The organism is Streptococcus oralis (assembly GCF_001075875.1).
Classification (GTDB): Bacteria; Bacillota; Bacilli; order Lactobacillales; family Streptococcaceae; genus Streptococcus; species Streptococcus oralis_I.
This window is the reverse complement of record NZ_JUOS01000028.1, coordinates 1-21,604: the sequence shown is the minus strand read 5'-3', so window position 1 is coordinate 21,604 and position 21,604 is coordinate 1. Positions and strand designations below refer to the sequence as shown.

The 21,604-nt window shown below is 40.1% G+C and carries 22 protein-coding genes and 2 pseudogenes; 7 read left to right on the top strand and 17 right to left on the bottom strand.

The features are described 5' to 3' along the window. Nucleotides 1–197 precede the first annotated feature (197 nt). Complete coding sequence (locus ADM33_RS01730; protein WP_065429206.1) at nt 198–1,103, top strand: alpha/beta fold hydrolase; 906 nt, start codon at nt 198–200, stop codon at nt 1,101–1,103. A 119-nt stretch (nt 1,104–1,222) separates the two neighbouring features. Here the strand turns inward: ADM33_RS01730 and pheT are convergent, their stop codons facing one another. The 6 genes from pheT to ADM33_RS01700 form a co-directional block, all read right to left on the bottom strand. Continuing rightward, nucleotides 1,223–3,628, bottom strand: coding sequence for a phenylalanine--tRNA ligase subunit beta (gene pheT, locus ADM33_RS01725; RefSeq protein ID WP_049502913.1), 2,406 nt, complete (start codon nt 3,626–3,628; stop codon nt 1,223–1,225). 76 nt (nt 3,629–3,704) lie between these two features. Continuing rightward, nucleotides 3,705–4,214, bottom strand: coding sequence for a GNAT family N-acetyltransferase (locus ADM33_RS01720; protein ID WP_049502912.1), 510 nt, complete (start codon nt 4,212–4,214; stop codon nt 3,705–3,707). Beyond that, the gene (pheS, locus tag ADM33_RS01715; RefSeq protein ID WP_049502911.1) at nt 4,214–5,260 is read right to left on the bottom strand and encodes a phenylalanine--tRNA ligase subunit alpha; all 1,047 of its coding nucleotides are present in this window, start codon (nt 5,258–5,260) and stop codon (nt 4,214–4,216) included. The genes ADM33_RS01720 and pheS overlap by 1 nt, the downstream gene beginning before the upstream one ends. A gap of 277 nt (nt 5,261–5,537) precedes the next feature. Then, nucleotides 5,538–6,254, bottom strand: coding sequence for an LD-carboxypeptidase LdcB/DacB (gene ldcB / locus ADM33_RS01710; RefSeq protein ID WP_049502910.1), 717 nt, complete (start codon nt 6,252–6,254; stop codon nt 5,538–5,540). Between the two features lie 11 nt (nt 6,255–6,265). Beyond that, a complete protein-coding gene (locus ADM33_RS01705; protein ID WP_049502909.1) occupies nt 6,266–6,727 on the bottom strand; it encodes an HIT family protein in 462 nt (153 codons plus the stop codon). Between the two features lies 1 nt (nt 6,728). Next, the gene (locus tag ADM33_RS01700) at nt 6,729–7,766 is read right to left on the bottom strand and encodes a M42 family metallopeptidase (RefSeq protein WP_049502919.1); all 1,038 of its coding nucleotides are present in this window, start codon (nt 7,764–7,766) and stop codon (nt 6,729–6,731) included. A 134-nt stretch (nt 7,767–7,900) separates the two neighbouring features. Between ADM33_RS01700 and ADM33_RS01695 the strand changes: the two genes are divergently transcribed. Continuing rightward, a complete protein-coding gene (locus ADM33_RS01695) occupies nt 7,901–8,437 on the top strand; it encodes a DUF1307 domain-containing protein (RefSeq protein WP_049502908.1) in 537 nt (178 codons plus the stop codon). Between the two features lie 47 nt (nt 8,438–8,484). On the opposite strand, the gene brnQ is transcribed toward ADM33_RS01695, so the two are convergent. The 6 genes and pseudogenes from brnQ to ADM33_RS01665 form a co-directional block, all read right to left on the bottom strand. Next, entirely contained in the window at nt 8,485–9,810 is a 1,326-nt protein-coding gene (brnQ, locus tag ADM33_RS01690) for a branched-chain amino acid transport system II carrier protein (protein WP_049502907.1), read from the bottom strand. 166 nt (nt 9,811–9,976) lie between these two features. Next, nucleotides 9,977–10,258 carry a rhodanese-like domain-containing protein gene (locus ADM33_RS01685; protein WP_049502906.1) on the bottom strand — a complete coding sequence of 94 codons (282 nt, stop codon included), beginning with the start codon at nt 10,256–10,258 and terminating at the stop codon, nt 9,977–9,979. Between the two features lie 21 nt (nt 10,259–10,279). Continuing rightward, a pseudogene (locus tag ADM33_RS01680) lies at nt 10,280–10,771 on the bottom strand (prolyl-tRNA synthetase associated domain-containing protein). 12 nt (nt 10,772–10,783) lie between these two features. Further along, entirely contained in the window at nt 10,784–11,368 is a 585-nt protein-coding gene (locus tag ADM33_RS01675) for a uracil-DNA glycosylase family protein (protein ID WP_049502905.1), read from the bottom strand. A gap of 50 nt (nt 11,369–11,418) precedes the next feature. Continuing rightward, a complete protein-coding gene (gene pepV, locus ADM33_RS01670; protein ID WP_049502904.1) occupies nt 11,419–12,819 on the bottom strand; it encodes a dipeptidase PepV in 1,401 nt (466 codons plus the stop codon). 9 nt (nt 12,820–12,828) lie between these two features. Continuing rightward, nucleotides 12,829–13,434 carry a nitroreductase family protein gene (locus ADM33_RS01665; RefSeq protein ID WP_049502903.1) on the bottom strand — a complete coding sequence of 202 codons (606 nt, stop codon included), beginning with the start codon at nt 13,432–13,434 and terminating at the stop codon, nt 12,829–12,831. Between the two features lie 227 nt (nt 13,435–13,661). Between ADM33_RS01665 and ADM33_RS01660 the strand changes: the two genes are divergently transcribed. Further along, on the top strand, nt 13,662–14,471 hold the full coding sequence (locus ADM33_RS01660) for an amino acid ABC transporter substrate-binding protein (RefSeq protein ID WP_049502902.1): 810 nt from the start codon (nt 13,662–13,664) through the stop codon (nt 14,469–14,471). Nucleotides 14,472–14,535: 64 nt separating this feature from the next. Here ADM33_RS01660 and ADM33_RS01655 read toward each other — a convergent pair whose 3' ends face one another. Then, the gene (locus ADM33_RS01655; RefSeq protein WP_049502901.1) at nt 14,536–15,369 is read right to left on the bottom strand and encodes a metallophosphoesterase family protein; all 834 of its coding nucleotides are present in this window, start codon (nt 15,367–15,369) and stop codon (nt 14,536–14,538) included. Nucleotides 15,370–15,587: 218 nt separating this feature from the next. Here ADM33_RS01655 and ADM33_RS01650 point away from each other — a divergent pair, with 218 nt between their 5' ends. The 4 genes and pseudogenes from ADM33_RS01650 to ADM33_RS01635 all read left to right on the top strand — a co-directional run bounded on the left by ADM33_RS01650 (nt 15,588) and on the right by ADM33_RS01635 (nt 17,243). Next, on the top strand, nt 15,588–15,782 hold the full coding sequence (locus ADM33_RS01650) for a helix-turn-helix transcriptional regulator (RefSeq protein ID WP_006152985.1): 195 nt from the start codon (nt 15,588–15,590) through the stop codon (nt 15,780–15,782). A gap of 14 nt (nt 15,783–15,796) precedes the next feature. Further along, nucleotides 15,797–16,339 (top strand): DUF3278 domain-containing protein, encoded by a 543-nt coding sequence (locus tag ADM33_RS10735; protein ID WP_080982675.1) that lies wholly within the window; start codon nt 15,797–15,799, stop codon nt 16,337–16,339. Between the two features lie 10 nt (nt 16,340–16,349). Continuing rightward, nucleotides 16,350–16,691 carry a hypothetical protein gene (locus ADM33_RS01640; RefSeq protein ID WP_049502900.1) on the top strand — a complete coding sequence of 114 codons (342 nt, stop codon included), beginning with the start codon at nt 16,350–16,352 and terminating at the stop codon, nt 16,689–16,691. A gap of 12 nt (nt 16,692–16,703) precedes the next feature. Then, nucleotides 16,704–17,243, top strand: a pseudogene (locus tag ADM33_RS01635) (DUF3278 domain-containing protein). A 75-nt stretch (nt 17,244–17,318) separates the two neighbouring features. On the opposite strand, the gene ADM33_RS01630 reads toward ADM33_RS01635, so the two are convergent. From ADM33_RS01630 to ADM33_RS01615, 4 genes are all read right to left on the bottom strand, one after another. Then, nucleotides 17,319–18,215: a TDT family transporter gene (locus ADM33_RS01630; protein ID WP_049502899.1), complete on the bottom strand. Its 897-nt coding sequence runs from the start codon at nt 18,213–18,215 to the stop codon at nt 17,319–17,321. Nucleotides 18,216–18,323: 108 nt separating this feature from the next. Further along, complete coding sequence (locus ADM33_RS01625) at nt 18,324–19,388, bottom strand: acyl-CoA dehydrogenase family protein (RefSeq protein ID WP_049502898.1); 1,065 nt, start codon at nt 19,386–19,388, stop codon at nt 18,324–18,326. A 14-nt stretch (nt 19,389–19,402) separates the two neighbouring features. Continuing rightward, a complete protein-coding gene (locus tag ADM33_RS01620; RefSeq protein WP_045763587.1) occupies nt 19,403–19,951 on the bottom strand; it encodes a carboxymuconolactone decarboxylase family protein in 549 nt (182 codons plus the stop codon). Between the two features lie 225 nt (nt 19,952–20,176). Beyond that, nucleotides 20,177–21,355 (bottom strand): ryptide export MFS transporter, encoded by a 1,179-nt coding sequence (locus ADM33_RS01615; protein ID WP_049502897.1) that lies wholly within the window; start codon nt 21,353–21,355, stop codon nt 20,177–20,179. Between the last annotated feature and the right edge of the window lie 249 nt (nt 21,356–21,604).

Genomic DNA, 21,604 nt, shown 5'->3' with positions numbered 1-21,604 from the left:
AAGCATTTTAGTTCTCCAGATTTTAAGTGATAAATTTATTATACTCATCTCTTGATAAATCCGTCTACTATGTCCTCAAATGTTCATTTTCAGTCCTGAATTGTAACTAGCAATCTTCATCATCCTGCCTAGCTTATCGTGCTATTTTATGGTATATTTTTGATAGACTATAGATTATCATCGGCAAGGAATCTGATATGAAAAAAAGACTTAAACTCAAACCAAATAACAATAACTTAATCATTTGGGAAGCTGAACAGCCAAAAGCCGTTCTTCAGCTTGTACATGGAATGGTAGAGTACGTGGAACGATATGAAGAATTTGCTCTAGCCATGAATAAAGAAGGCTTTACTGTTATCGGCCATGATCATCTCGGCCATGGTCATACTGCTCAAAATCCAAGTCAACTCGGAGTTTTCCCAGAATCTCCTGAGGAACTCATCGATGATATTGAAAGAGTGACCTCTTTCATTCAAGAAAGCTATCCAAAACTTCCAATCGTCCTTCTAGGGCATTCTATGGGTTCTCTTATGTGTCGCTATTATGTAGCTAAACGAAAACCACCTATCAATTCCTTGATTATCATGGCGACTGGTCAACAACCTCAGTTTCTAACTCGATTTGCTCTCATCCTAACAGAATGCATCCGACTTATAAAAGGGAATAAACACCGTAGTAAACTTCTAACCTACCTGTCCACTGACAGTTTTAACCGTAGTATTAAAAATCCTAAAACATCCGTAGATTGGCTTTCAAAAAATGAAGAATCTAACCAAGCTTATCTGAAGGATCCATTCTGTCAATTCATTCCTACTATTCCTATGTACAGATCTATTTTTTACTTTTCCAACCAAGTAGCTAGTAAACAAGTAATTGATGAGATCCCAGCCCAACTTCCTATTCTCGTTATTTCAGGACAAGAAGACCCTCTGGGCGAAAATGGTAAAGGTATAGAGAGATTTGTAAAACTCCTAAAGGCTTCACATTCGAAAGTAAGCCTTCGATTAGTTGAAAATGCTCGTCACGAAATTCTGAACGAAATCAATCGACAAGATACTTACCACTTCTTAGCTGATTGGATGACAAAAAACATGGATGTTTGATCATCTTGTAACAGTATTAAAAAGGAGTTGTTTCCCCGTCAATTTGATTCAATCATCAGGCTAAAGCTTGATGATTTTTTGTACTAAAAAATCCATCCCTAGGGATGGATTATAGACTGTTAACGCACTTCTGCATTCACTTTTTCTTCGAGTGATGCTTGAATTTTTTCCATGTAGCGTGCGACTTCTTCATCAGTCAAGCTATCTTCTGGATTTTGGAAGGTCAAGCTATATGCCATTGACTTCATTCCGATACCCAGTTTTTCACCGGAGAAGACGTCAAAGAGTTTGATGTCTGTCAAACGTTTCACGCCTGCAGCTTGAATGGCATCAACCACCTCTTGGTGAGTCACTTCTGCTTTGAGGAGAAGGGCGATATCACGGCTGACGGCTGGGAATTTAGTAATTTCCACAAAGGCTGCTGCTGGTTGAAGGGCTGCTTCAATAGCTGAAAGGTTAAGCTCAGCTACATAAGTCTCTGGAATATCGTAAGCCTTAGCCGTAACAGGGTGCACTTGACCGAGGAAACCAACTACTTGATCACCAAGTGAGATCAAAGCTGTACGTCCTGGGTGAAGGCTAGCGATTTCAGAGGTTGCTGTATAAGTCACTTCAAGACCCAAGCGAGCAAAGAGAGCTTCCAAAATTCCCTTGGCATAGAAGAAGTCAACTGGTGTTGCCGCAGTTTGGAAGTCTTTTTCAGCAACTAAGCCAGTCAAGGCAAAGGCAAAGCTATTGATTTCATTTGGCAATTCTTCTTTTGGATTACCGATTTGCTCGAAGACTTTTCCAATCTCATAAAGAGCCAAGTTTTTATTCTTACGTGCTACGTTGTAGGCAACTGTATCCAAAATACCTGAAACCATATTTTGACGGAGAACTGAACGGTCCACAGTCATTGGCCACATCAATTCTGTCAAATGACTTGGCTGAATCGTAAACTCGACTGCTTTTTCAGGAGTTGTTAGAGCATAGGTGATAATTTCTGTCAAACCTGCTCCCTCAGCGATGGTACGAACTTGACGGCGGAGTTTTTGTGTCGCAGTCAATTCACCGGCTGTGCCATCGTCTTTTGGAAGACTAGTTGGCAAGCGATCATAGCCATAGATACGAGCGATTTCTTCAAAGAGGTCAGCTTCAATAGTAATATCCCAACGACGACGAGGGACGCTGACTGTAAAGCTTTCTGCATTTCCAGAAAGACCGAAGCCAAGGCGACGGAAGACATCTTCTACATCTGCGTAGGAAAGCTCTGTACCAAGAACACGGTTAACGTCTGCAAGAGTAGAAGAAACTTCTACATCTGAAGTATCCAACTGCCCTGCTGAAACAATACCTTTACGTACTGTCGCACCAGCCAATTCAGCAATCATACTTGCTGCTGCATCAAGGGCTTCATTGACTGTTGCCACATTGATGCCTTTTTCAAAGCGAGAAGATGATTCAGAACGAAGGTTGAGGCGACCACTTGTCTTACGGATAGATTTGCCATTGAAAACAGCAGCTTCAAGGACCACACGACTAGACTTTTCAGAGATTTCTGTAGCTTGACCACCCATGACACCTGCAAGGGCTACTGGTTTATCAGCAACAGTGATCACTAAGTCATTTGTTTCCAAGTCACGTTCTTCACCGTCCAAGGTTACCAATGTTTCACCAGCACGAGCCTCACGCACACGAATCTCGCTTCCATCAAAGGTATCCAAGTCAAATGCATGCATTGGTTGACCAAAATAAAGCAAGATATAGTTGGTCACGTCGACGACATTGTTAATGGGACGAATGCCCTCGTTCATGAGGAGGTTTTGCAACCATTGTGGACTTGGTGCGATAGTCACATTGTCCAAGATACGAGCTGCATAGTAAGGAGCCTTGTCTGTGTCAATGCTGACAGAAAGAGCATCGGCTGCAGCTTGGTCTGTTTCTGTTAAAGTAAATTCTTTGAAGTTGACTGCCTTGTCATAGATAGCGGCTACTTCGTGCGCTACCCCACGCATAGAAAGAGCATCTGCACGGTTTGGAGTGATGGAAAGTTCGATGATTTCATCATCCAAGTCTAGATAGGAGAAGACTTCCTCACCTGGAACAGCATTTTCTGGCAAGATTTGGATGCCATCTGCAAATTCTTTCGGTACAACTGAGTCAGAAATCCCTAATTCACCAAGTGAACAGATCATTCCGAGAGATTCTAAACCACGGATTTTCCCTTTTTTAATCTTGTAGTTATCCGCGATGCGAGCACCTGGAAGAGCCACCATAACTTTGATGCCTGCACGCACATTTGGTGCTCCACAGACGATTTGACGGGCTTCTTCTTCACCCACATTGACTTGGCAGACATGCAAGTGTGTTTCTGGCACATCTTCGCAAGACAAGACTTCTCCGACGACAATTTTTGAGAGACCAGCAGCTGGTGATTCCACACCTTCTACTTCGATCCCTGTAGTTGACATTTTTTCAGCCAACTCTTGTGATGGCACATCAATGTCCACCAATTCTTTTAACCATTTGTATGATACTAACATAATTTAGTTTCCCAGAATGACAGTTGCCACTCTAGTTTTTTTCCTTTCCTATCATTTCATTAGAAGAATCATCTTCTTACCTTAATTTCTTTTTCAGTAACCAATCCGTATCTACCTTTTGCCCAACCATAAAACGATGTTGGCTAAATTTTTCAAAACCATATCGATTATAAAATGCTTGAGCTTTTGTATTATGCTCCCAAACACCTAACCAAGCCCAGGAAAAACCATTGTTTTCGGCAAGTTCCAAAGCGAATTCAAATAGTTGCTTACCAAGTCCAAATCCTTGGTATGTTTGTAGCACATAGAGGCGTTGAATTTCAAAAGCGTTCTCTAATTCTCTCTCGGTTCGAGCATTTCCCCAGTTGACTTTGAGAAAACCAGCTATCTCCTCTTCATGCATAATGAAATAGCTTTCGGAGTCAGGATCTTCCAACTCAGTTAACAAAACTCTCAGATTATAAGCCTCTTCAAAGTATTCCTGTAACTGCTCTTCCGTATTATCATGAGCAAATGTTTCACGAAAGGTTTGTTTGGCAAGTTTTGCTAACACCTCAACATCTGCTATTTCCACTTTTCTAATCATTATTTAAACTGTTCTGAGAAGCGGACATCCCCTTGGTAGAATCCACGAATATCGTTGATTCCGTAACGAAGCATAGCTACACGCTCTTGTCCAAGACCAAAGGCAAATCCAGAGTAAACAGTCGCATCGATACCACTCATCTCAAGGACACGTGGGTGAACCATACCGGCACCCATAATCTCGATCCAACCAGTTTTCTTACATACGTTACAGCCGGCTCCTCCACACTTGAAGCATGAAACATCCACCTCAACAGATGGCTCAGTGAATGGGAAATAAGATGGGCGTAAACGAATTTGACGCTCTTCACCAAACATTTTTTGTACAATCAACTGGAGGGTTCCTTGAAGATCCGCCATAGAGATGTTCTTCCCAACAACCAAACCTTCAATTTGGTGGAATTGGTGACTGTGGGTTGCATCGTCTGTATCACGACGGAATACACGTCCTGGTGAGATCATCTTCAAAGGACCTTTAGAAAAATCATGGGCATCCATCGCACGCGCCTGAACTGGAGACGTGTGAGTACGGAGCAAGATTTCTTCTGTGATATAGAAAGTGTCCTGCATATCACGGGCAGGGTGGTCTTTTGGAAGATTCATACGTTCAAAGTTGTAGTAGTCTTTTTCAACTTCAAATCCATCCACGACTTGGTAACCCATCCCGATGAAGATATCTTCGATTTCTTCACTAGTTTGAGTGAGAACGTGACGGTGACCTGTCGCAACTGGGCGACCTGGTAGTGTAACATCGATGCTCTCACTAGCTAGTTGCGCTTCCACTTTCTTTTCTTCCAAGAGCTTAGCTGTTTCTTCAAAGGCAGCGGTTAAGACATCACGAGCCTCATTGACGTGTTTCCCGATAACAGGGCGCATTTCTGCTGATACATCCTTCATCCCTTTAAGGATTTCAGTCAATGAACCTTTTTTACCAAGGACAGAGACACGCAATTCTTGCATCTCTTTTTCATTTTCAGCAGAAATCTGCTTTAAGCTAGCTAGCGTTTCTTCACGAAGCGCTTTTAATTGTTCTTCAATAGTTGACATAATTCCTCCATCAGTCTCTCGTAAGATAAAAAGAAAACCACATGCCAAAAACTCCACTCGGAGCGTTGACACGCGGTACCATCCGTTTTTATCTGACAAGTCAGACCTTTATTTCTGAATCCATAGGCAAGTGAATTCACCCAGCTTTCATATAGAGAGCTTTCAGTCACGGCTCTCCTCCCTGATATACTTCCCCTGAGATACTAGTCTTGCAGATTCCTATTTAATTATTATTCATTTTATCAAAATTTAAGTAATCTTGCAAGATGTTTTGCGACTAATCAACATAGTCTCCACCTTCAAAGCCATAGTACTCTTCTAAACTGAGACCACTAGCTGCGATTTCTTTGGCTTCTTTGCCAACATAGCGAAGGTGCCATTCCTCAGCCATATAACCCGTTTCCTTTTCCTTACCTTTTAGATAACGAACGACAAAGCCATAGTCAGCTGCATGGTCCAAAAGCCATTGGGCTGCCTTTTCTTCAGTGACTAGGTCTCCATTTGTTTCGATCAGGTCAAAAGCCAGACCAGTTTGGTGTTCACTATAACCAGGTCTTGCCGAATAGCGGTCAGCTTCAGCCTTGCCATCTTTATTTACATAGTTTTGATAAAGCTGAGTTTGAGTTTCATAACTTCTAAAACCACTATAGTGATCACTAATTGGGAAACCTGCTTGCTGCATAGCTGCAATGAGTTTTAACAGTTCTGCCTTTGCAGTAGGATTTTCTCCTGGATTGTAATCTTTTGACATAGGATAATGCTTATTAGTGACAACAATCTCATCGTACTTTCCTTGAATGCTGTAGTGATCTCCTTTGTTGACCACTTCTGCTTTCTTTTGACTAGCTTCTTGAGACTTACTTCCCGCGGTTCCTTCTTGTACAGTCTTTTGTTCTGTAGAAGACTTGGCCTCTGCAGTTGCTGTTTTTTCTTGCGAACATGCCGCCAATGTCAAGGCTAATAATCCTGATAAGATAAGGTATCTTTTTTTCATCTGTTATCCTTTCATTTAATCATCTGGTTTAAAATCTCAGATAATCTTGCAATCAAGTCTTCTAATTTACTTCCCTTAACTTGATATTCTTCAGCAATCATTTCTTCCCATGGAACCCACCAAACTGGACCACGACCATTAAGACCGTGTCCCTTCATATCACCCTCTCGTCTTGGAAAAATATGCCAGTGGGCATGTGCATCTCCATTTCCTAACAACTCTACATTCATCTTTTCGGCAGAAAAAGCCTTAGAAACAGCTTCCTGCACCAGACTCATTTCCTCTAAAAATTGACGTTTGACACTTGGATCTAGATGATGTAGTTCTGTGACATGTTCCTTGGCTAAGAATAGAGTGTAACCTTCAAAATACTGGTGGTCACCAATGACAACATATCCTGTTTCTAATTCCTTGACAAAGTAGGGATTGTCACCAGACTTGATGAGTTCAATTCGTTGACAAATCAAGCACATCTTAGTCCACCAACTCACTCTTGAGATAGGCATCAACCATACGTTCAGTTGCTACAACAGAATCAATATGAGTACGCTCGTATGAGTGACTAGACTCGATACCCGCTCCTAGAAGAGCGTGTTTGACTTCTGCTCCAGCTGACATGGCCGCAGAAGCATCCGAACCGTAAAATGGATAGATATCTAGTTTAAATGGAATATCTTGCTCTTTTGCTAAAGCAACCAAATGTTGACGGAATTCATAGTGGTAAGGACCAGAAGCATCTTTAACACAGATAGACACTGTGTACTCGTCTGTCTGCTGATCATCTCCCATTGCTCCCATGTCTACTGCTAGGTACTCAACAACTTGACTAGGGATACTTGAGTTAGCACCATGCCCCACTTCTTCAAAGACTGAAAAGGCAAAATGCGTAGTGACAGGAAGTTCAATCCCTTCTTCTTTGTAGACTTTGAGGAGATTAAGGAGAATAGCTGCGCTGACCTTGTCATCCAAATGACGAGACTTGATAAAGCCTGTCTCAGTCACGACAGTTCGTGGGTCAAAACTGATAAAGTCTCCAACTTCGATACCGAGTGCGCGTGTTTCTTTTTCGTTGGTCACTTTTTCATCCAAACGAACTTCCATATTGTCCTGTGTACGTTCCGCAGTTCCAGCATCTTTGTAAACGTGACAAGAAGTTTGGTGGATCAAAATCGTACCTGAAACGGTTTTTCCTGTGCTAGCCACATGGACTGTACAGTTTTCGCCTTCAATCATATTCCAAGGATAACCACCGATACGATCCATCTTGAGACGACCATCTGGTTTAACAGCACGGACGATAGCTCCCAGAGTATCCACATGAGCAGTCACATAGCGTTGTTGCTCGTCATTTTTCCCTTTAATGGTAACGTTCACTCCACCCTTAGCCGTGCGGACTGGTTGATAGCCTAGTTTTTCAAGCGTCTCAACTAGATAATTCGCAATTTCACGCGTAAAACCTGTCGGCGATGCAATAGCAGTTAGTTCTTTGATATATTCTACAGTTTGATTCATTTTTTCACCTCTTGTTACCATTATATCACTTTTCCCATCGTAGTATGTGCAAAAAAGAAAAACTTAAAATACTTTGATTTTAAAATTAATCTATGGTAAAATTAAATAAAGCGTTATGATGAAAGGAATACAAAATGAACAAATATTTCAAAACGACACTTTTCTTAGCCTTGCCTTTGGTATTCTTGTTGGGATGTTCAAAACAATCTTCAACCACTTCTTCTAGCTCTTCTACACCAGAAACGACTGAGGTAAAAACTTCTGAATCTAGTACTACTGAAAAGAAATCAGAATTAAAAACTGCTACCTTTGTGAACGATTCTCAGCCTGGTGTCGTATCAACCTTAACATATACGGTTGACGGTGATAATGTTGTCAAACAAACTGCTCATAATGTAGCTGACCCTGAAGTCCTCAATAATACTGCAGATGCTGTAAAAAGTATTCTTGAAGAAACCTACAAAGGCTATAAGGGACTCAAAGGGGTAACCTTCTCAATCGAAGTTAAAGATGGTAAAGTCGTTCAAGATCTTGAAATCGATCTTTCAGTTGCAAGTATTGACGAACTTAGAAAAGCTTTACCAGAAGAATACTCAGGCGTTGGAAAAAACGTAAGTTTTAAAGCCTCTAAAAAAATGTTAACAGACCTTGGTTATACAGAAAAAAACTAAGCAACTAAGACTAAATAGAAAAAACTTGGCATCGGCCAAGTTTTTTTCTATTCCATTTCAAAAGCTTCACTTTCTTGTTTATTTGGAAGAACAAGAGAAAGTAGAATACCGATAATAGCTGGTACCAACCATGGCAGAGAAGCCTCCGCAAATGGTAGAGCGTTCACGATATTTGCAAGGACCTCAACTTTAAAAGTAGATCCTAAAACACTTGCAATAGCAATGGATGTGACAATACCAACAGTTAATTGCATTCCTGGTTTAGAAAGAGCAACAAACTTGTTCACAATCACAATCATGACAATGGCAATCGTAATCGGGTACAAAATAACGAGAACTGGTACAGAGTACTTAATAATAGCACCCAAACCAAGATTTGCAATGGCAAAACCAATCAAGGTAAAGACAGTCGCATAAACCTTGTAGCTGATTTGTGGGAAACGTCCGTTAAAGAACTCAGCAGTTGATACAATCAAGCCTACAGTCGTTGTAAAGCAAGTAACAGTTACCATAACTGCTAGGAAAAGCTGAGCAGTAGAACCAAAGATTTCTTGAGTCGCTTGAGACAAAATATAAACTCCAGGAGTTCCACTCTTCATTGCTTCATCTGTTACTGGGAAATGATTGCCCAAGAAACCTAGACCGATGTAGAGAGCACTAAATCCAAGAGCTACAACAATTCCAACCACCCAAATGGTTGAAATGTACTCTTTCTTGTTTGAAAAACCAAGTTGTTTCAAGGTTTGTACTGCAATAACACTGAAGGCAACCGAAGCAAGCGCGTCAAGTGTATTGTATCCTTCTAAGAAACCAGCTCCAAAGGCGGAAGCTTGATAAGCTCCTGAAGCTGCTTGTGGTGCGTTCCCACCATACTTGAAAGCTCCAAGGATAACCAGAATAACAATTAAGATGGCAAAAACTGGAGTCAAGACTCGACCGATACGATCCAAGATTTTTGAAGGATTCAAGGAGATTAGGTATGCAGCTACAAAGTATAGAATGGTGAAGACAATCAAACCTAAACCTTTATCTGCTTGATCTAATAGCGGACTAATACCAACTTCAAATGATGTCGTTGCTGTACGTGGAATGGCAAAGAATGGACCAATCGACAAGTACAAAGCTGCAAGATAAATTGTCGCAAACCATGGTGAAATTTTCTTAGAAATTTCATAGATATAGCCCTTTGGATTAAGGGTTCCAATGATTAAGGTTAGGACGGCAATCCCAACACCTGAAAATACAAATCCTGCAATGGCAGGAAGGAAGTTTTCTCCAGACTGTGCGCCTAGAGTTGGAGGGAAAATCAAGTTACCTGCTCCAAAAAATATTCCAAACAGGAGTAATCCTGTTAAAGCACCTTTTTTAGCCATAAACTCTCCTTATTAAAAATAAAATACTTTCTTAGTATAACATGATTAAAGGCTAGAAAAGGCTGTCACGAAACAATTCTGAAATGTTTTCAATTTTCCGAATTTTAATGCAAAAAAATCCTTCGAAGCCTTCCCATTTTTTTAAAGGTTTCGAAGGAAATTTTTCTTATTCAAAGGCATCCATGCCACCTTGGACATTGACAACCTCATAGCCATGTTCTGCTAAAAATTGGCAGGCACGTGCGGAACGTATTCCTGACTTACAGATCACGTAGTAAGGCTGGGTTTTATCTAGTTGCTCATAAGTATCTGCCAGTTGACTCAGAGGTAAATTACGAGCATCTTCTAAATGAAGAGCCTCAAATTCCTCTACTTCTCTAACGTCCAATACAGAAAGCGACTCTTTCTGATAAAGTTGGTAAAAATCGTTAAAAGTAATTTCGTTCATCATTTCTCCTTTATAATGGCATTAAGGTAAGATTACTATCTCATAGGTAAATCCAATCGACTCTAAAAATCGAAACAAGTCTTGGGTTTTAATAAAAATCGTTTTTTCATTTGTATTAGGGTGGAAGGTCATGACATCCTCTGATACGATCTCCTTATCAAAATAAACATGAATGTCTTTCTCTTCATTATTTAACAAACCAAAAGGTGATACTGTTCCTGCTGGTAGGTTCATTTTCTCAGCCAAGGAATCCAATGAGGCCATGCGGATCCGATTAGCTCCCACTTGAACTTTAAAGTCATCCATATCCAATGGTTTCTTGTCATCCATGATGAGCAAATAGTACTAGGTTTTCTTTTTATTGGTCAAAAACATAGACTTGGTCCGAACCCCTTCCAGGCCTTCAATATAGCTATCTGCCTGCTCTGTCGAGAATGCAGGTGGATGATCCACCACATCATAGGTAATTCCCAACTCTTGTAACTTATTAGCTACTTGTTGATAGGCATCCATCCTTTTTCTCCTTTATTGATGAATAATCTTTTGTACCAATGCTCGTAATTCTGGAACCACTTCTTCCTCAAACCAAGGATTTTTTTTCATCCAAATTTGATTACGTGGTGATGGGTGTACAAGAGGGAAATAATCAGGCAAATAATCCTTGAACCGATGCACACGGTCTGTCACCTTGCCACTAACTTTCTCATGTAGGTAGTAGGCTTGGGCATACTGCCCAATCAAGAGTGTTAATTGAATATCTGGTAACTCCTTCAAGAGTTCTGGATGCCATTTTTCTGCAAAACCTGGACGAGGTGGCAGGTCACCCGATTTCCCATGACCTGGAAAGTAGAAATCCATGGGCATGACTGCAAAGTAACCTGAGTTGTAAAAGGTGTCTTCATCCACACCCAACCATTCGCGCAAGCGGTCCCCACTTTTATCCTTCCAGTATAGCCCTGCTTCTTGGGTTTTGAGACCAGGTGCCTGGCCAATGATATTGATACGAGCAGTCTTTGGTGCTGCAAAGAGTGGCTCGATGCCTTGCTCAGTATAGCTGGCATTCTGTGGATCCTCTATGATAGCTTGCTTGATTCTTTCGATTTGAGACATTTTCTCCTCCAAAAAGAAGTCTAAGCATTAAATCTCAGACTTCTATAGCATTATTTGATCAATTCGTAAATAGCTTCAGCGTAGATAGCTGCTGCACGGAAAAGATCGTCCAAGGCGATAAATTCGTTGGCTTGGTGCATGGTATCGATAGAATCTGGGAACATAGCACCGTAGGCTACACCACGCTCTAACAATCGTCCAAATGTTCCACCACCGATGACTTGCTCATGACCTTGAAGTCCAGTTTGTTTTTCATAAACATTCAACAAGGTTTGGACAAGTGGATCTTCCATTGGTACGTAGTGAGGAGTATGCCCATGTTCAGAAAGGCTAACTGAAGCAACTGGCAAGGTTTCAAGAACTGACTTGATTTGCTCAGGGCTTGTTCCTTTTGGATAACGGAAGTTAAGGGCAATGGTATTGTCAGCACTTGTTTCGTCAAAGCGGAAGACACCAGCATTCATAGAAAGGGCACCCATCTTTTCATCCACATGAGCCACTTTCAAGTTTTTACCTTCATGGTCATTTAAGAGAATCTTTCCAGCAATGTCAAGATAGTCTTTTGCAGGTCCTTCAAAGGCAAATTGGCTGAGGAAAAGAGCAAGATAAGTCGCACCATTGACACCTGAAGCAGGCATAGCACCGTGGGCAGATTTACCGATAATCGTAACCTTGTACTTGCCGTTTTCTTCTTGAATTTCTCCTCTAAGCTTGTGCTCTGCTACGAAGGCATCTAGTTTAGCTTGCAAGTCAGCCAAGTCACCTGAAACAACTGACGTTGCTGACTCAGGTACCATGTTTTCACGCAAGCCACCTGTGAAACTGTGGAGACGAGCTGCACCAGTATTTTCACCTGCAAAGTGAAGGTATTCTGTTATATTTCCTTTTTCACCATTGATAATAGGGAATTCAGCATCTGGAGAGAAGCCAAAGTCTGGCTTCGCAAGTCCTACATGGTCAAAGTAGTAGTCCATATCTGCCCAACCTGATTCTTCATCAGTTCCGACGATAAAACGAACTTTTTTAGAAGTTGGAAGTCCCAATTCTTTGATGATTTTTAAACCATAGTAACATGCTGTTGTTGGTCCCTTGTCATCTGAAGCACCACGCGCATAGAGACGACCATCTTTGATGGTTGGAGTATAAGGATCAGTGTCCCAACCGCTACCTGCTGGCACTACATCCATGTGGGCAAAAATTCCAAGAACTTCTTCACCTTGGCCAAACTCAAAATGTCCTGCGTAGTTATCAACATTTTTTGTTGGGTAGCCATCACGGTCTGCAATTTCAAGGAATTTTTCTAAGGCTTTTACTGGACCAGGTCCAAATGGATGCTCAGCATCTGCCTTGCTGTCATCACGTTCTGAGTTGATTTCCAAAAGGCTAAACAAGTCAGCCAAGAGGTCTTCTTTACGTTTTTCTACTTCTGCTGTAAAATCAATAACTGTCATTTTTTCTTCCTATCTTTTTTCGATAATTTCATCTACCGGCAAGCGGTAGCTTGGTTCCAACTTCTCATCTGTGTATCCCACTGTAATCAAGAGCTCTGGACGGAAGCGTTCTTCGATTTCCAAGACTTCATTGACTTTTGATTTGTCAAAACCAAGGATAATGTTTGATCCGATTCCTTGGTCAGTCAATGCAAGGACCAAGTTCATAGCTACAAGCCCAGCATTAAGAGCCAAGTAGTCACTGACTTGTTGTTCGTTGTAACGCGCAAATTCTGCTGGAAGATTTTTCATAAAATATTGAAGCTGCTCTTCTGAGAAATTATTGGCACCACCAATACGAGCAATCTTGCGGGCGCGTTTGGCTAAGTCTGTATCTGTAAACAAGGCAATGGTTACAGGTGCAGATGCTACTTGCTCAAAGTTTGAACCGTAAGCCAATTTTGCTAGTTCAGCATTTCTTTCACGAACCACGACGAATTTCCAAGGCTGACTGTTGTGAGCGCTTGGTGCCAAGGTTGCGATTTCGATAGCTGTACGAACATCCTTCGGATCGACAGGTTTATCAATAAAATGCTTGGTCGCATGACGTTTTTTATTTAACTCAAGAAATTTCATAATTGATTTCCTTTTCTATTTCTATTGCTTCCATTTTACCACATTCTGAAAGAGCTTGCAGAGATTTTTCATTAGTGAAACAAATTATCTTTTTTCTTACTTGAGTTTTTTACTATGGATTCAAACTAGAAATTATAATATTTTTCTATCATCTCCATAAAAAATATATATTGGATATCTGATTGATTGTCTGGTAAGCTAGATACCATTAAGTAAAGGAGACTCTTATGAAAAAATTATTCTTATTATTAGCCATTAGTCCCTTGTTGGTTGCCTGTGGACAATCTAAACAGGATAGTGCTTCTACTTCCACTGCTAGTCCTAAAACCATTGTCGTAGCAACTGCTGGGGACATCCCACCTTTTGATTTTGAAAAAGATGGAAATCTAACTGGATATGATGTTGAGGTTTTAAAAGCAGTCGATGAAAAACTAGACCAATACAAGATTGAATTTCAAAAAACAGCTTGGGAAAGTATCTTTCCTGGAGTGGATGCCGGCCGTTACCAAGCTGCTGCCAATAACCTAAGCTACACCAAAGAGAGAGCCGACAAATACCTCTACTCACTCCCAATCGCTAAAAACCCTTTGGTTCTTGTGAGCAGAAAAGACAAGGCTCTTACTTCTCTGCAAGATATCGCTGGTAAAACAACCCAGGATGATACAGGAACTTCTACTGCCAAAGTTGTTACAGACTGGAATCAAAGTCACTCCGACAATCCTGCAACTATACAATACTCTGGTGAGGATGTCGCTAAACGTCTGACTGATCTCGCCAATGGTGAATTTGATTTCCTAATCTTTGATAAAATCTCTGTTCAAAAAATTATTCAAGACCGAGGTTTAGACTTAAACGTAGTCGACTTGGAGAGCAATGATAATCCAAACAACTACATCATCTTTTCAAGTGACCAAAAAGAATTTAAAGACCAATTTGACAATGTTCTTAAAGAACTCTACCAAGATGGAACCCTTGAAAAACTCAGCAAAACCTATCTCGGTGGTTCTTACCTACCAGATCAATCTCAATTACAATAAGATATATTAAAAACGATTGGCTCATCCAATCGTTTTATTTAGCATCTGTTAATTAAAGCAACTCTTACAAAAAATCAAAGTAGTTCTTCACATCCTCCACATACCCATGCTTTTCAATTAAACTAGCTAACAAATCTCTATTATGGCCTTGGTAATTATCTTCTCGCCGTAATTCTTCATACATTTCGATAAAAGGAAGGCCTTTGGTCTTGGATGATTCTAGCTCTGCTTCATAGTCATAGGCAACTTTTCTAAATTGAATATTGACTAATTCACCATTTTCAACCTCAAGTAAGGCATACTGGGCACGGTGATTTTTCAGCTCTTTCCAGTTAAAATAAGGCATACCAATCGAACCTGGATTGATGATTTGTTGACCTTGGCTACCATAACGAAGCAACTGCTTGTGAACATGACCATAGACGGCTATATCTGTATCTTCATCAAGTAGCTGGTCAAATTTTTCGGTATTATTTTCAACCAGCAAATCACCACCATAATTTTTCTCAGGCAAATTATGAGAAAGTGAGAAGCGCAAGCCTTCGACTTCTTTCTTGGCTATCATAGGTAGCTTTCTCAACCAATCAATATGCTCGGGGTTTATGCGCTCCATCAGATACTGAGTCATCCTGAGAAACTGAATTTCTTGGGGATCTTCTAGACCATATTGCCCATCTAAAGCCTCTAAGACACAATCATCCCAGTTTCCTCGAACCGATGCTGTAATGGGTAGGTCTTTCAAAAGGGTCACCAAGTCATTTGCTCCCGGCCCAGGAAGAAAAATATCTCCCAGAAGCCAATATTCAGTCGCTCCCAAATTTTTAGCGTCCTCAAGCACTCCAGCTAAGGCTGTCGTATTGCCATGAATGTCTGATAAAATTGCAATCTTATGGTTCATTTTCTGCTCTTTCTTTAGTGGATAGCTTTCAGTCTATCCAATTCACTCTTATAATTCTGTACTTTTCTTCATTATAGCATAAAATCGCTAGAAGATTCTCACTTGACAATATTCTCATCAACATTCTTTTAAAAATATGTCAAAAATAGTTGACATTTTGTTTTCAAAAGAATATACTATAGTCAAATATATGTGACACAATCTAAAAAGGAGGAAGCATGAATCGTGTGAAAGAATTCCGCAAGGAACTGGGCAAGTCCCAACTCGAACTTGCCAAGGATATCGGCGTCTCGAGGCAAACCATCAACATGATTGAAAACGACAAGTACAATCCAACCTTGGAACTCTGTCTCAATCTCGCCCGCAGCCTCCAAACTGACCTCAACAGTCTCTTTTGGGAGGATGATTTTTAAAAAGGAGAAGAAAAATGAAAAAAGAACCCCTCTATGAAAAACTGATCAAACGTATCTATGGCATTTCAGGGCCACTTGATGAACACAAACGACGCGAAGCTGAGCACATCGGAAATAAAATCTTTATGATTCTCTTTTACCTCATGACTTTAGGCAATCTTATTCCCTTTGTCCTTGCTTTTAGATATCCCCAAGTAGTCGCTTTCGGATATCCAATCATTATTTTTCTGGTTTCCTTGGTTTGTGCTCTCTATGTCACTACTCAAACTAAAAAAACTGGTATTGCTGCTATCGATCCTGATATGTTGAGCCAGAAGGAAAAGAAACAGTTACGTAATCCTGGACTTAAAGCTGGTCTAGTCTATGGAATAGCCATGTTCTTTGGAATGCCACTTCTCGATATCCTAATGGATGATAGCAAAAGCTATCTTACCGCTCTTTTGAATACAAGAAGTATCTTGTCAACCATCGTTGCAGCCTTCTTTTTCGGATTAACAGTGCATATTGTCATCACTCTTCGTATTCAAAAAGCTAGAGAAGATCAAGACGACGATTAGGAGGAAACTTATGAAATCACTACAAACTTTAATTCTCAGTCATATTTTGGTCAGTATCTTTATGACAGTTTTCCTAGTTTATGGCCAAGTTACGCGTCCTTTTCTGATCATCTTCCTCTTAGCCCTTCCTGCCTTGAACAAAGGACAAAGATTTCAGAAAATCACATCAAAAAAAAGACGCCTCTTAAACGCATCTCTCTGCTTTATTCTCGTATCTTTCCCACAACTGTTAACGAATTCTATGGATTGGAGATATCTACTATTTCTAACCATCTGTATCGTTTTTAGTCTAGTCTACTTCTATACTCTCTATCAACTCTTTAAAGAAGCTAATCAAAAACAAGGTTATTAAGAGGTCACTACCATGAAAAAAGAAGACTTAACCACTCGCTTAGTTCGGAATTTCTTTCATATCCAAGGACCCTTTGATGAATGCCGTCAAGAGGTCATCTATAAGGCTTGCGCCCGTTCCATGGTCCAAATCTTTTACTCTTCCTTCTTTCTCTTCCTGTTCTATCTTTTGTTTGGGCGCTTTATAGAGATAGTTCGAACGGCTATGCCCTATCTCTACTTCTTGATGATTTTTACCCTCAGTCTCAAGGCAAGATATTCTACTAGAGGACTCCACTTAGAAGATGATGATCAATCCGAGATTCCACAAATCACTTACAGCAAGCGTCAAATCAAGTTAAGAAGTTGGTTAGTTGGAACTAGCATCCCAACTCTCTAGTTATTTATCCTATTTTCCAAAAAAGTAATCCTTGAAAATCACTCCATTACAGATTTCTTTTTGCAGTTTCTGGAGCTCAAAATGATTGCATTTTTCCTACTAGTAGGACTTGGAGTAGGATCAATCTTTGGTACTATGACTTATTATTTTTTATCTGAACATGAAGAACAGTAGGTATAAGCTGAACTAATTAATTTACACGTTCGCGATAGAAGAACCCCCTAACACTTCTCAGTGCTAGGGGCTTTTTTAGCTTCTTAAATACCGCATATACTCTACTAATACATAGACAAGGATTGTTAAACAAATGATCGTTTCGAGCAAAACGAGAAGGTTAAGGACTGGAATCTGCAGAATGCCTTGGGCCATTTTTAATGAAGTTGCTGTGATGATAGTTGGGAAGGTTAGGGCTGAAAAAGCTGGTTGAAATCCCTGTTTTAAAATCATTGGTAAGCGACTGAGGACAAAGAAAAAGAAAGTCTGTGAAGCAAGGATCATGACTAGCAAAATCCAGCCATGAAGTCCTGAACCTTCGATCCGAACGAGTGCTGCTAACAGTAGAGAAAAGGGAGCACAATAGATTCCTTCTTGCCCCAGTAAAGCCCGTGGCAATGGATTACTTTTCAAATCTTGATATATCAAAGGATAAAGGAAAAGGGTTAAGGTAAATCCAAAAATCCAAGCTCCATAGGCAATCTCGACTATGCCCACCACTGGGTAGGTCAAGCTTGCTACTGCTATTCCCACATAAAGAACTGTCCAACTTGGCGTTGCACTCGTTCTTGGTTTAGTCTGCACATAATTTTTAGTGAAGTAGATGATTAAACCTACATCTAGAAGAAAAGCAAACCACCAAAGAGCTTGCGCTATGATACTCATACTCGTAGGTAAGATTCGCAGTAAGTAGGTTGATAAAATCATCCCTGCCATGGGAAAGGTCGCCATTCCCGACAATAGAGGAGCTTTCTTAAGTTCTTGCTGGCTTTCTTGCCAATCACTAAGATGACTGTATAAAAAATAAAACCATAAAATCAAGCCTGACAAACTAAAGACGTGCGATAATAGTGGAAAAATATCCAATATGAGATTGCCTGCTCCAGCCAATCCCAATAAGCACCCTGAAAAGGCCAAGGGGAGTTTTTTCATGTGAACCTCCAATAGTCATGTTATTATCAGTATAGCATAAAAGCGCTTAAATGGAGGATTAAAAAACGAAGTTTAAAAAGATAAACCTCGTTTTTATTTTCTTTATTTTTAGTTTGTCGCTAGAATATGTCGCAATTGCACTGCACTAGGAGAAACAATTGGTAAAAAGGCACCTTCATTCCAACGACGTATGAAACCGGATGTCGATTTACTAAAGTATCCTCTACCGCCACCAGCTTGTAGTTCTAATAAGAGACTTTGGGCAACAACATCAACAATATCAATCCGTAACTGGAATAGCTCACGAGGATTTTTAACGAAATAGGACTCCTCAGATAGTCCTTGATAGAGAGAATGTCGAATATCATCTAACTGTTCGACCTGATGTTGCCACTCTTCCTTCAAGACACCTCGTTTCCCCAATTCTTTTTCGACTTCTGAGAGTGAACGTTCAGCCAAACCAAAGGCTAGGCCAAATTGGTAGCCTAAAAAGGCTGGACGATTTTGCGCTAAAAATTGATGAGCATCCTTGGATAGAATCCACTCTTCCTTTAAAGGGACCTTGTTAAAAGTCAGAGCTGCTGTATTCCCTCCTTGAAGAGAGACAAATTCCAAATCTTCGGAACGACTAAAGTTTTCTGCGTCCGATGGTACGGCTACTACATAACTTGTACTCGGATCATCTGCAAATCCTGCTACAAAAATAGTGAGGAAGCGATCCTTACGAGCATTGGTTACCCAAGGAAGTCGTCCTTTAAGATAATAATTTCCATTTTCTTCAAGGATTCGAACATTTAGTTCCTCTAAGTCAGATAGATACTTGACCGCATTAGATAAGGCCGTAGCACCTGCATATTCTCCTGATAAGAGTTTTTCCAAGTAAACTTCTTTGAAATAAGCATTGTCAGTATGTAGAATATTGTCTATTAAAGTTCGTTGCCCCCATGAGATAAAGGAGGCTGTTAAGGAATGTTGAGCGAGTTCAGCAAGGATATCGATAACATCTTGATCATTTCCATCTAGCCCTCCAAGAACTTTTGGTACTCCTACACGAAAGGCGCCTTCTGCAGCAATTTTCTCAATCAGCTCTTCTCCAGCTTGACATGATTTTTTGTCAATTTCATCAGCGTGCTGGTCTAACCAGCTTAAAAATTCTTCTGAAAAAAATCCCATACTTTGTCCTCCTCTTATGCATAAGGTTGTAATTCTGGATTAATCGGTGTGTTAGCTAGGTTGTTGGCATAGTTACAAAGACTTGCTAGACTGACACCGAGAACAACATCCAAGGCATTTTCTTGTGTATAGCCTGCTTCAAGAAATTCTCCAAGAGCTTCATCTCCAACGCGCCCTTTGGTATTGATAACTGCCAAGGTAAACTTAGCCAGGGTATCCAGCTTAGGATCGCTTTCGATTGGAGTACGATTGCGAAGGGCTTGAAGTAGGTCATCATTCATCTGGATTTGCTTGATAGAAAAGGCTGTGTGACCAGCGACGCAGAAGGCACAACCGTTAGTTACGGCTGCAGTGATTTGTACCACTTCGCGCTCTACAGGTGTTAGACTGTTGCGACGGTTAATAGCTCCAACAGTGCGATAAGCCTCTAGGGCTGTAGGGGCATTGGCCAAAAGACCGATAAGATTTGGGATATAACCATTGTTGTCCTTTTGTACCGTTTCAAGAACTTCTTTCACTTCTGCTGGCGCTGATTCTACTGTGTGGATAGTAAATGTTGTCATAAGGGGACCTCTTTTCGTTTTGTAATTAAATGGTTTCTGCGAAAATCTTACGAAATCTCATCAGCCTATTGAACAAATCCTTGCCTTGATTGATGACTCATTAGCTTTTCGTTGACAATAAGTCTAACACAGAATCTATACCTTGCATAATATATATTTTAAATTGCACTGATAAAAAATTTTTATGAAAACAAAAAAATCACACCAGATGTGTGATTATAACTGTTAATTTATCTGGTGCTTTTTTCTTAAAACTAAGATAGACTCTACCAGCAAGCAGAAGATAGCCAAGCCAAAGCCAGTAAATACTCCAAAATATTCTGTGATAAAACTCATTAGAAAAACAGAGACAGAAAAGGCCAATGTAGAGACAACTTCGATAACGGAGTAAACATTCACAAGTTCCTTCTCATCAACCGATTCCTGTAAAAATACGCTCTCAGGAACTTCCTTAATTTGAGATAGAAAACCAATTACTAGAGATAGGAATAGAAAAATAGGTGGATTTGGAAATAACACTATCAAAAGAGTTACTAGTGCTGTTGCTAACAAAGAAAAGGTCATAGTTTGATATTTATAGGTAACAACTTTCTCTGCTAGACGGAAGACAATAGCTCCTCCCAAGATAATCCCCAAGGAATAGGCTGTATTGACGTAGCCCCAATAGCTTTCTGACTGATGTAAAATTTCAGTCACAAACACAAGTAAAACAGAAGATACCCAGATAGCATTAGCTAGAATTTCTAAAAGATTAGCTTGGATAATAAAGCGTAATCTTGATTTTTTAACTACCAATCTCCAGCCTTTTGTGAGCGTCTCAAGACTTGTTTCAGAGGACAACTCTTCTTTTTCGACAAGTGCTAAACCGAACATCAAAATCGTAGAAATTGTAAACAAGGCTAACACAATGAGCAGGCTAGGATTCATTCCTAGACTCGCAAATAAGAAACCTCCTAAGCCCCAACCAACTAGTTGTACACTTTCACCACTCATAGAAATAGCTGCGTTCGCTTTAGCTAAATCACTTGCATAGCGTGGAACAATCGCATAGGAAACAGGCGCTGCAAAACCATCCAAAACGGAGATTAAGGTAACAATAGCATATAAAAGAGGGAGGGAAATAGTTTCAGATTGCTTGAGTAGAAAAAACAAAATCGCTAGCAGAATCGTCTTACCAAATTGAGTCAAGAAAAGAACACGATTTAAAGCTAATCTCTTCGTTACTAATGGAACTAAGAAACTAGCTAAAAAGGAGGATAGTCCAATCAGAATTGGTACTAGAGAGGTTGAAATAACCGAACCAGATAAGACAAAAACATTCGCAATCACAACAACTCTAAAAAAGACATCTGCTAGATTCGCTAGTCCCTGTGAAGTCACTAATTTTCGAATATCTTTTGACATAAACACCTCCAGTTTATTTCTCTTTCGCACATAGATGAAACAAGACATATCAGACCAAAAACAGATTTATGCTGACTATTATACAATAAATAAAAGTGCAAATAAAGGATATCATAAAAGAGGTACTATTGATTTACATTCATCTTATGACATAAAACTCTTCGAAAATCTCTTCAAACCGCGTCAACGTCGCCTTGGATTATATATGTGACTGACTTCGTCAGTCTTATCTACAACCTCAAAGCAGTG

Bases quoted from the DNA above. Each gene is read 5' to 3' on its own strand.
- ADM33_RS01730 (WP_065429206.1), top strand. From the start codon at position 198: ATGAAAAAAAGACTTAAACTCAAACCAAATAACAATAACTTAATCATT.
- pheT (WP_049502913.1), bottom strand. From the start codon at position 3,628: ATGTTAGTATCATACAAATGGTTAAAAGAATTGGTGGACATTGATGTG.
- ADM33_RS01720 (WP_049502912.1), bottom strand. From the start codon at position 4,214: ATGATTAGAAAAGTGGAAATAGCAGATGTTGAGGTGTTAGCAAAACTT.
- pheS (WP_049502911.1), bottom strand. From the start codon at position 5,260: ATGTCAACTATTGAAGAACAATTAAAAGCGCTTCGTGAAGAAACGCTA.
- ldcB (WP_049502910.1), bottom strand. From the start codon at position 6,254: ATGAAAAAAAGATACCTTATCTTATCAGGATTATTAGCCTTGACATTG.
- ADM33_RS01705 (WP_049502909.1), bottom strand. From the start codon at position 6,727: ATGTGCTTGATTTGTCAACGAATTGAACTCATCAAGTCTGGTGACAAT.
- ADM33_RS01700 (WP_049502919.1), bottom strand. From the start codon at position 7,766: ATGAATCAAACTGTAGAATATATCAAAGAACTAACTGCTATTGCATCG.
- ADM33_RS01695 (WP_049502908.1), top strand. From the start codon at position 7,901: ATGAACAAATATTTCAAAACGACACTTTTCTTAGCCTTGCCTTTGGTA.
- brnQ (WP_049502907.1), bottom strand. From the start codon at position 9,810: ATGGCTAAAAAAGGTGCTTTAACAGGATTACTCCTGTTTGGAATATTT.
- ADM33_RS01685 (WP_049502906.1), bottom strand. From the start codon at position 10,258: ATGAACGAAATTACTTTTAACGATTTTTACCAACTTTATCAGAAAGAG.
- ADM33_RS01675 (WP_049502905.1), bottom strand. From the start codon at position 11,368: ATGTCTCAAATCGAAAGAATCAAGCAAGCTATCATAGAGGATCCACAG.
- pepV (WP_049502904.1), bottom strand. From the start codon at position 12,819: ATGACAGTTATTGATTTTACAGCAGAAGTAGAAAAACGTAAAGAAGAC.
- ADM33_RS01665 (WP_049502903.1), bottom strand. From the start codon at position 13,434: ATGAAATTTCTTGAGTTAAATAAAAAACGTCATGCGACCAAGCATTTT.
- ADM33_RS01660 (WP_049502902.1), top strand. From the start codon at position 13,662: ATGAAAAAATTATTCTTATTATTAGCCATTAGTCCCTTGTTGGTTGCC.
- ADM33_RS01655 (WP_049502901.1), bottom strand. From the start codon at position 15,369: ATGAACCATAAGATTGCAATTTTATCAGACATTCATGGCAATACGACA.
- ADM33_RS01650 (WP_006152985.1), top strand. From the start codon at position 15,588: ATGAATCGTGTGAAAGAATTCCGCAAGGAACTGGGCAAGTCCCAACTC.
- ADM33_RS10735 (WP_080982675.1), top strand. From the start codon at position 15,797: ATGAAAAAAGAACCCCTCTATGAAAAACTGATCAAACGTATCTATGGC.
- ADM33_RS01640 (WP_049502900.1), top strand. From the start codon at position 16,350: ATGAAATCACTACAAACTTTAATTCTCAGTCATATTTTGGTCAGTATC.
- ADM33_RS01630 (WP_049502899.1), bottom strand. From the start codon at position 18,215: ATGAAAAAACTCCCCTTGGCCTTTTCAGGGTGCTTATTGGGATTGGCT.
- ADM33_RS01625 (WP_049502898.1), bottom strand. From the start codon at position 19,388: ATGGGATTTTTTTCAGAAGAATTTTTAAGCTGGTTAGACCAGCACGCT.
- ADM33_RS01620 (WP_045763587.1), bottom strand. From the start codon at position 19,951: ATGACAACATTTACTATCCACACAGTAGAATCAGCGCCAGCAGAAGTG.
- ADM33_RS01615 (WP_049502897.1), bottom strand. From the start codon at position 21,355: ATGTCAAAAGATATTCGAAAATTAGTGACTTCACAGGGACTAGCGAAT.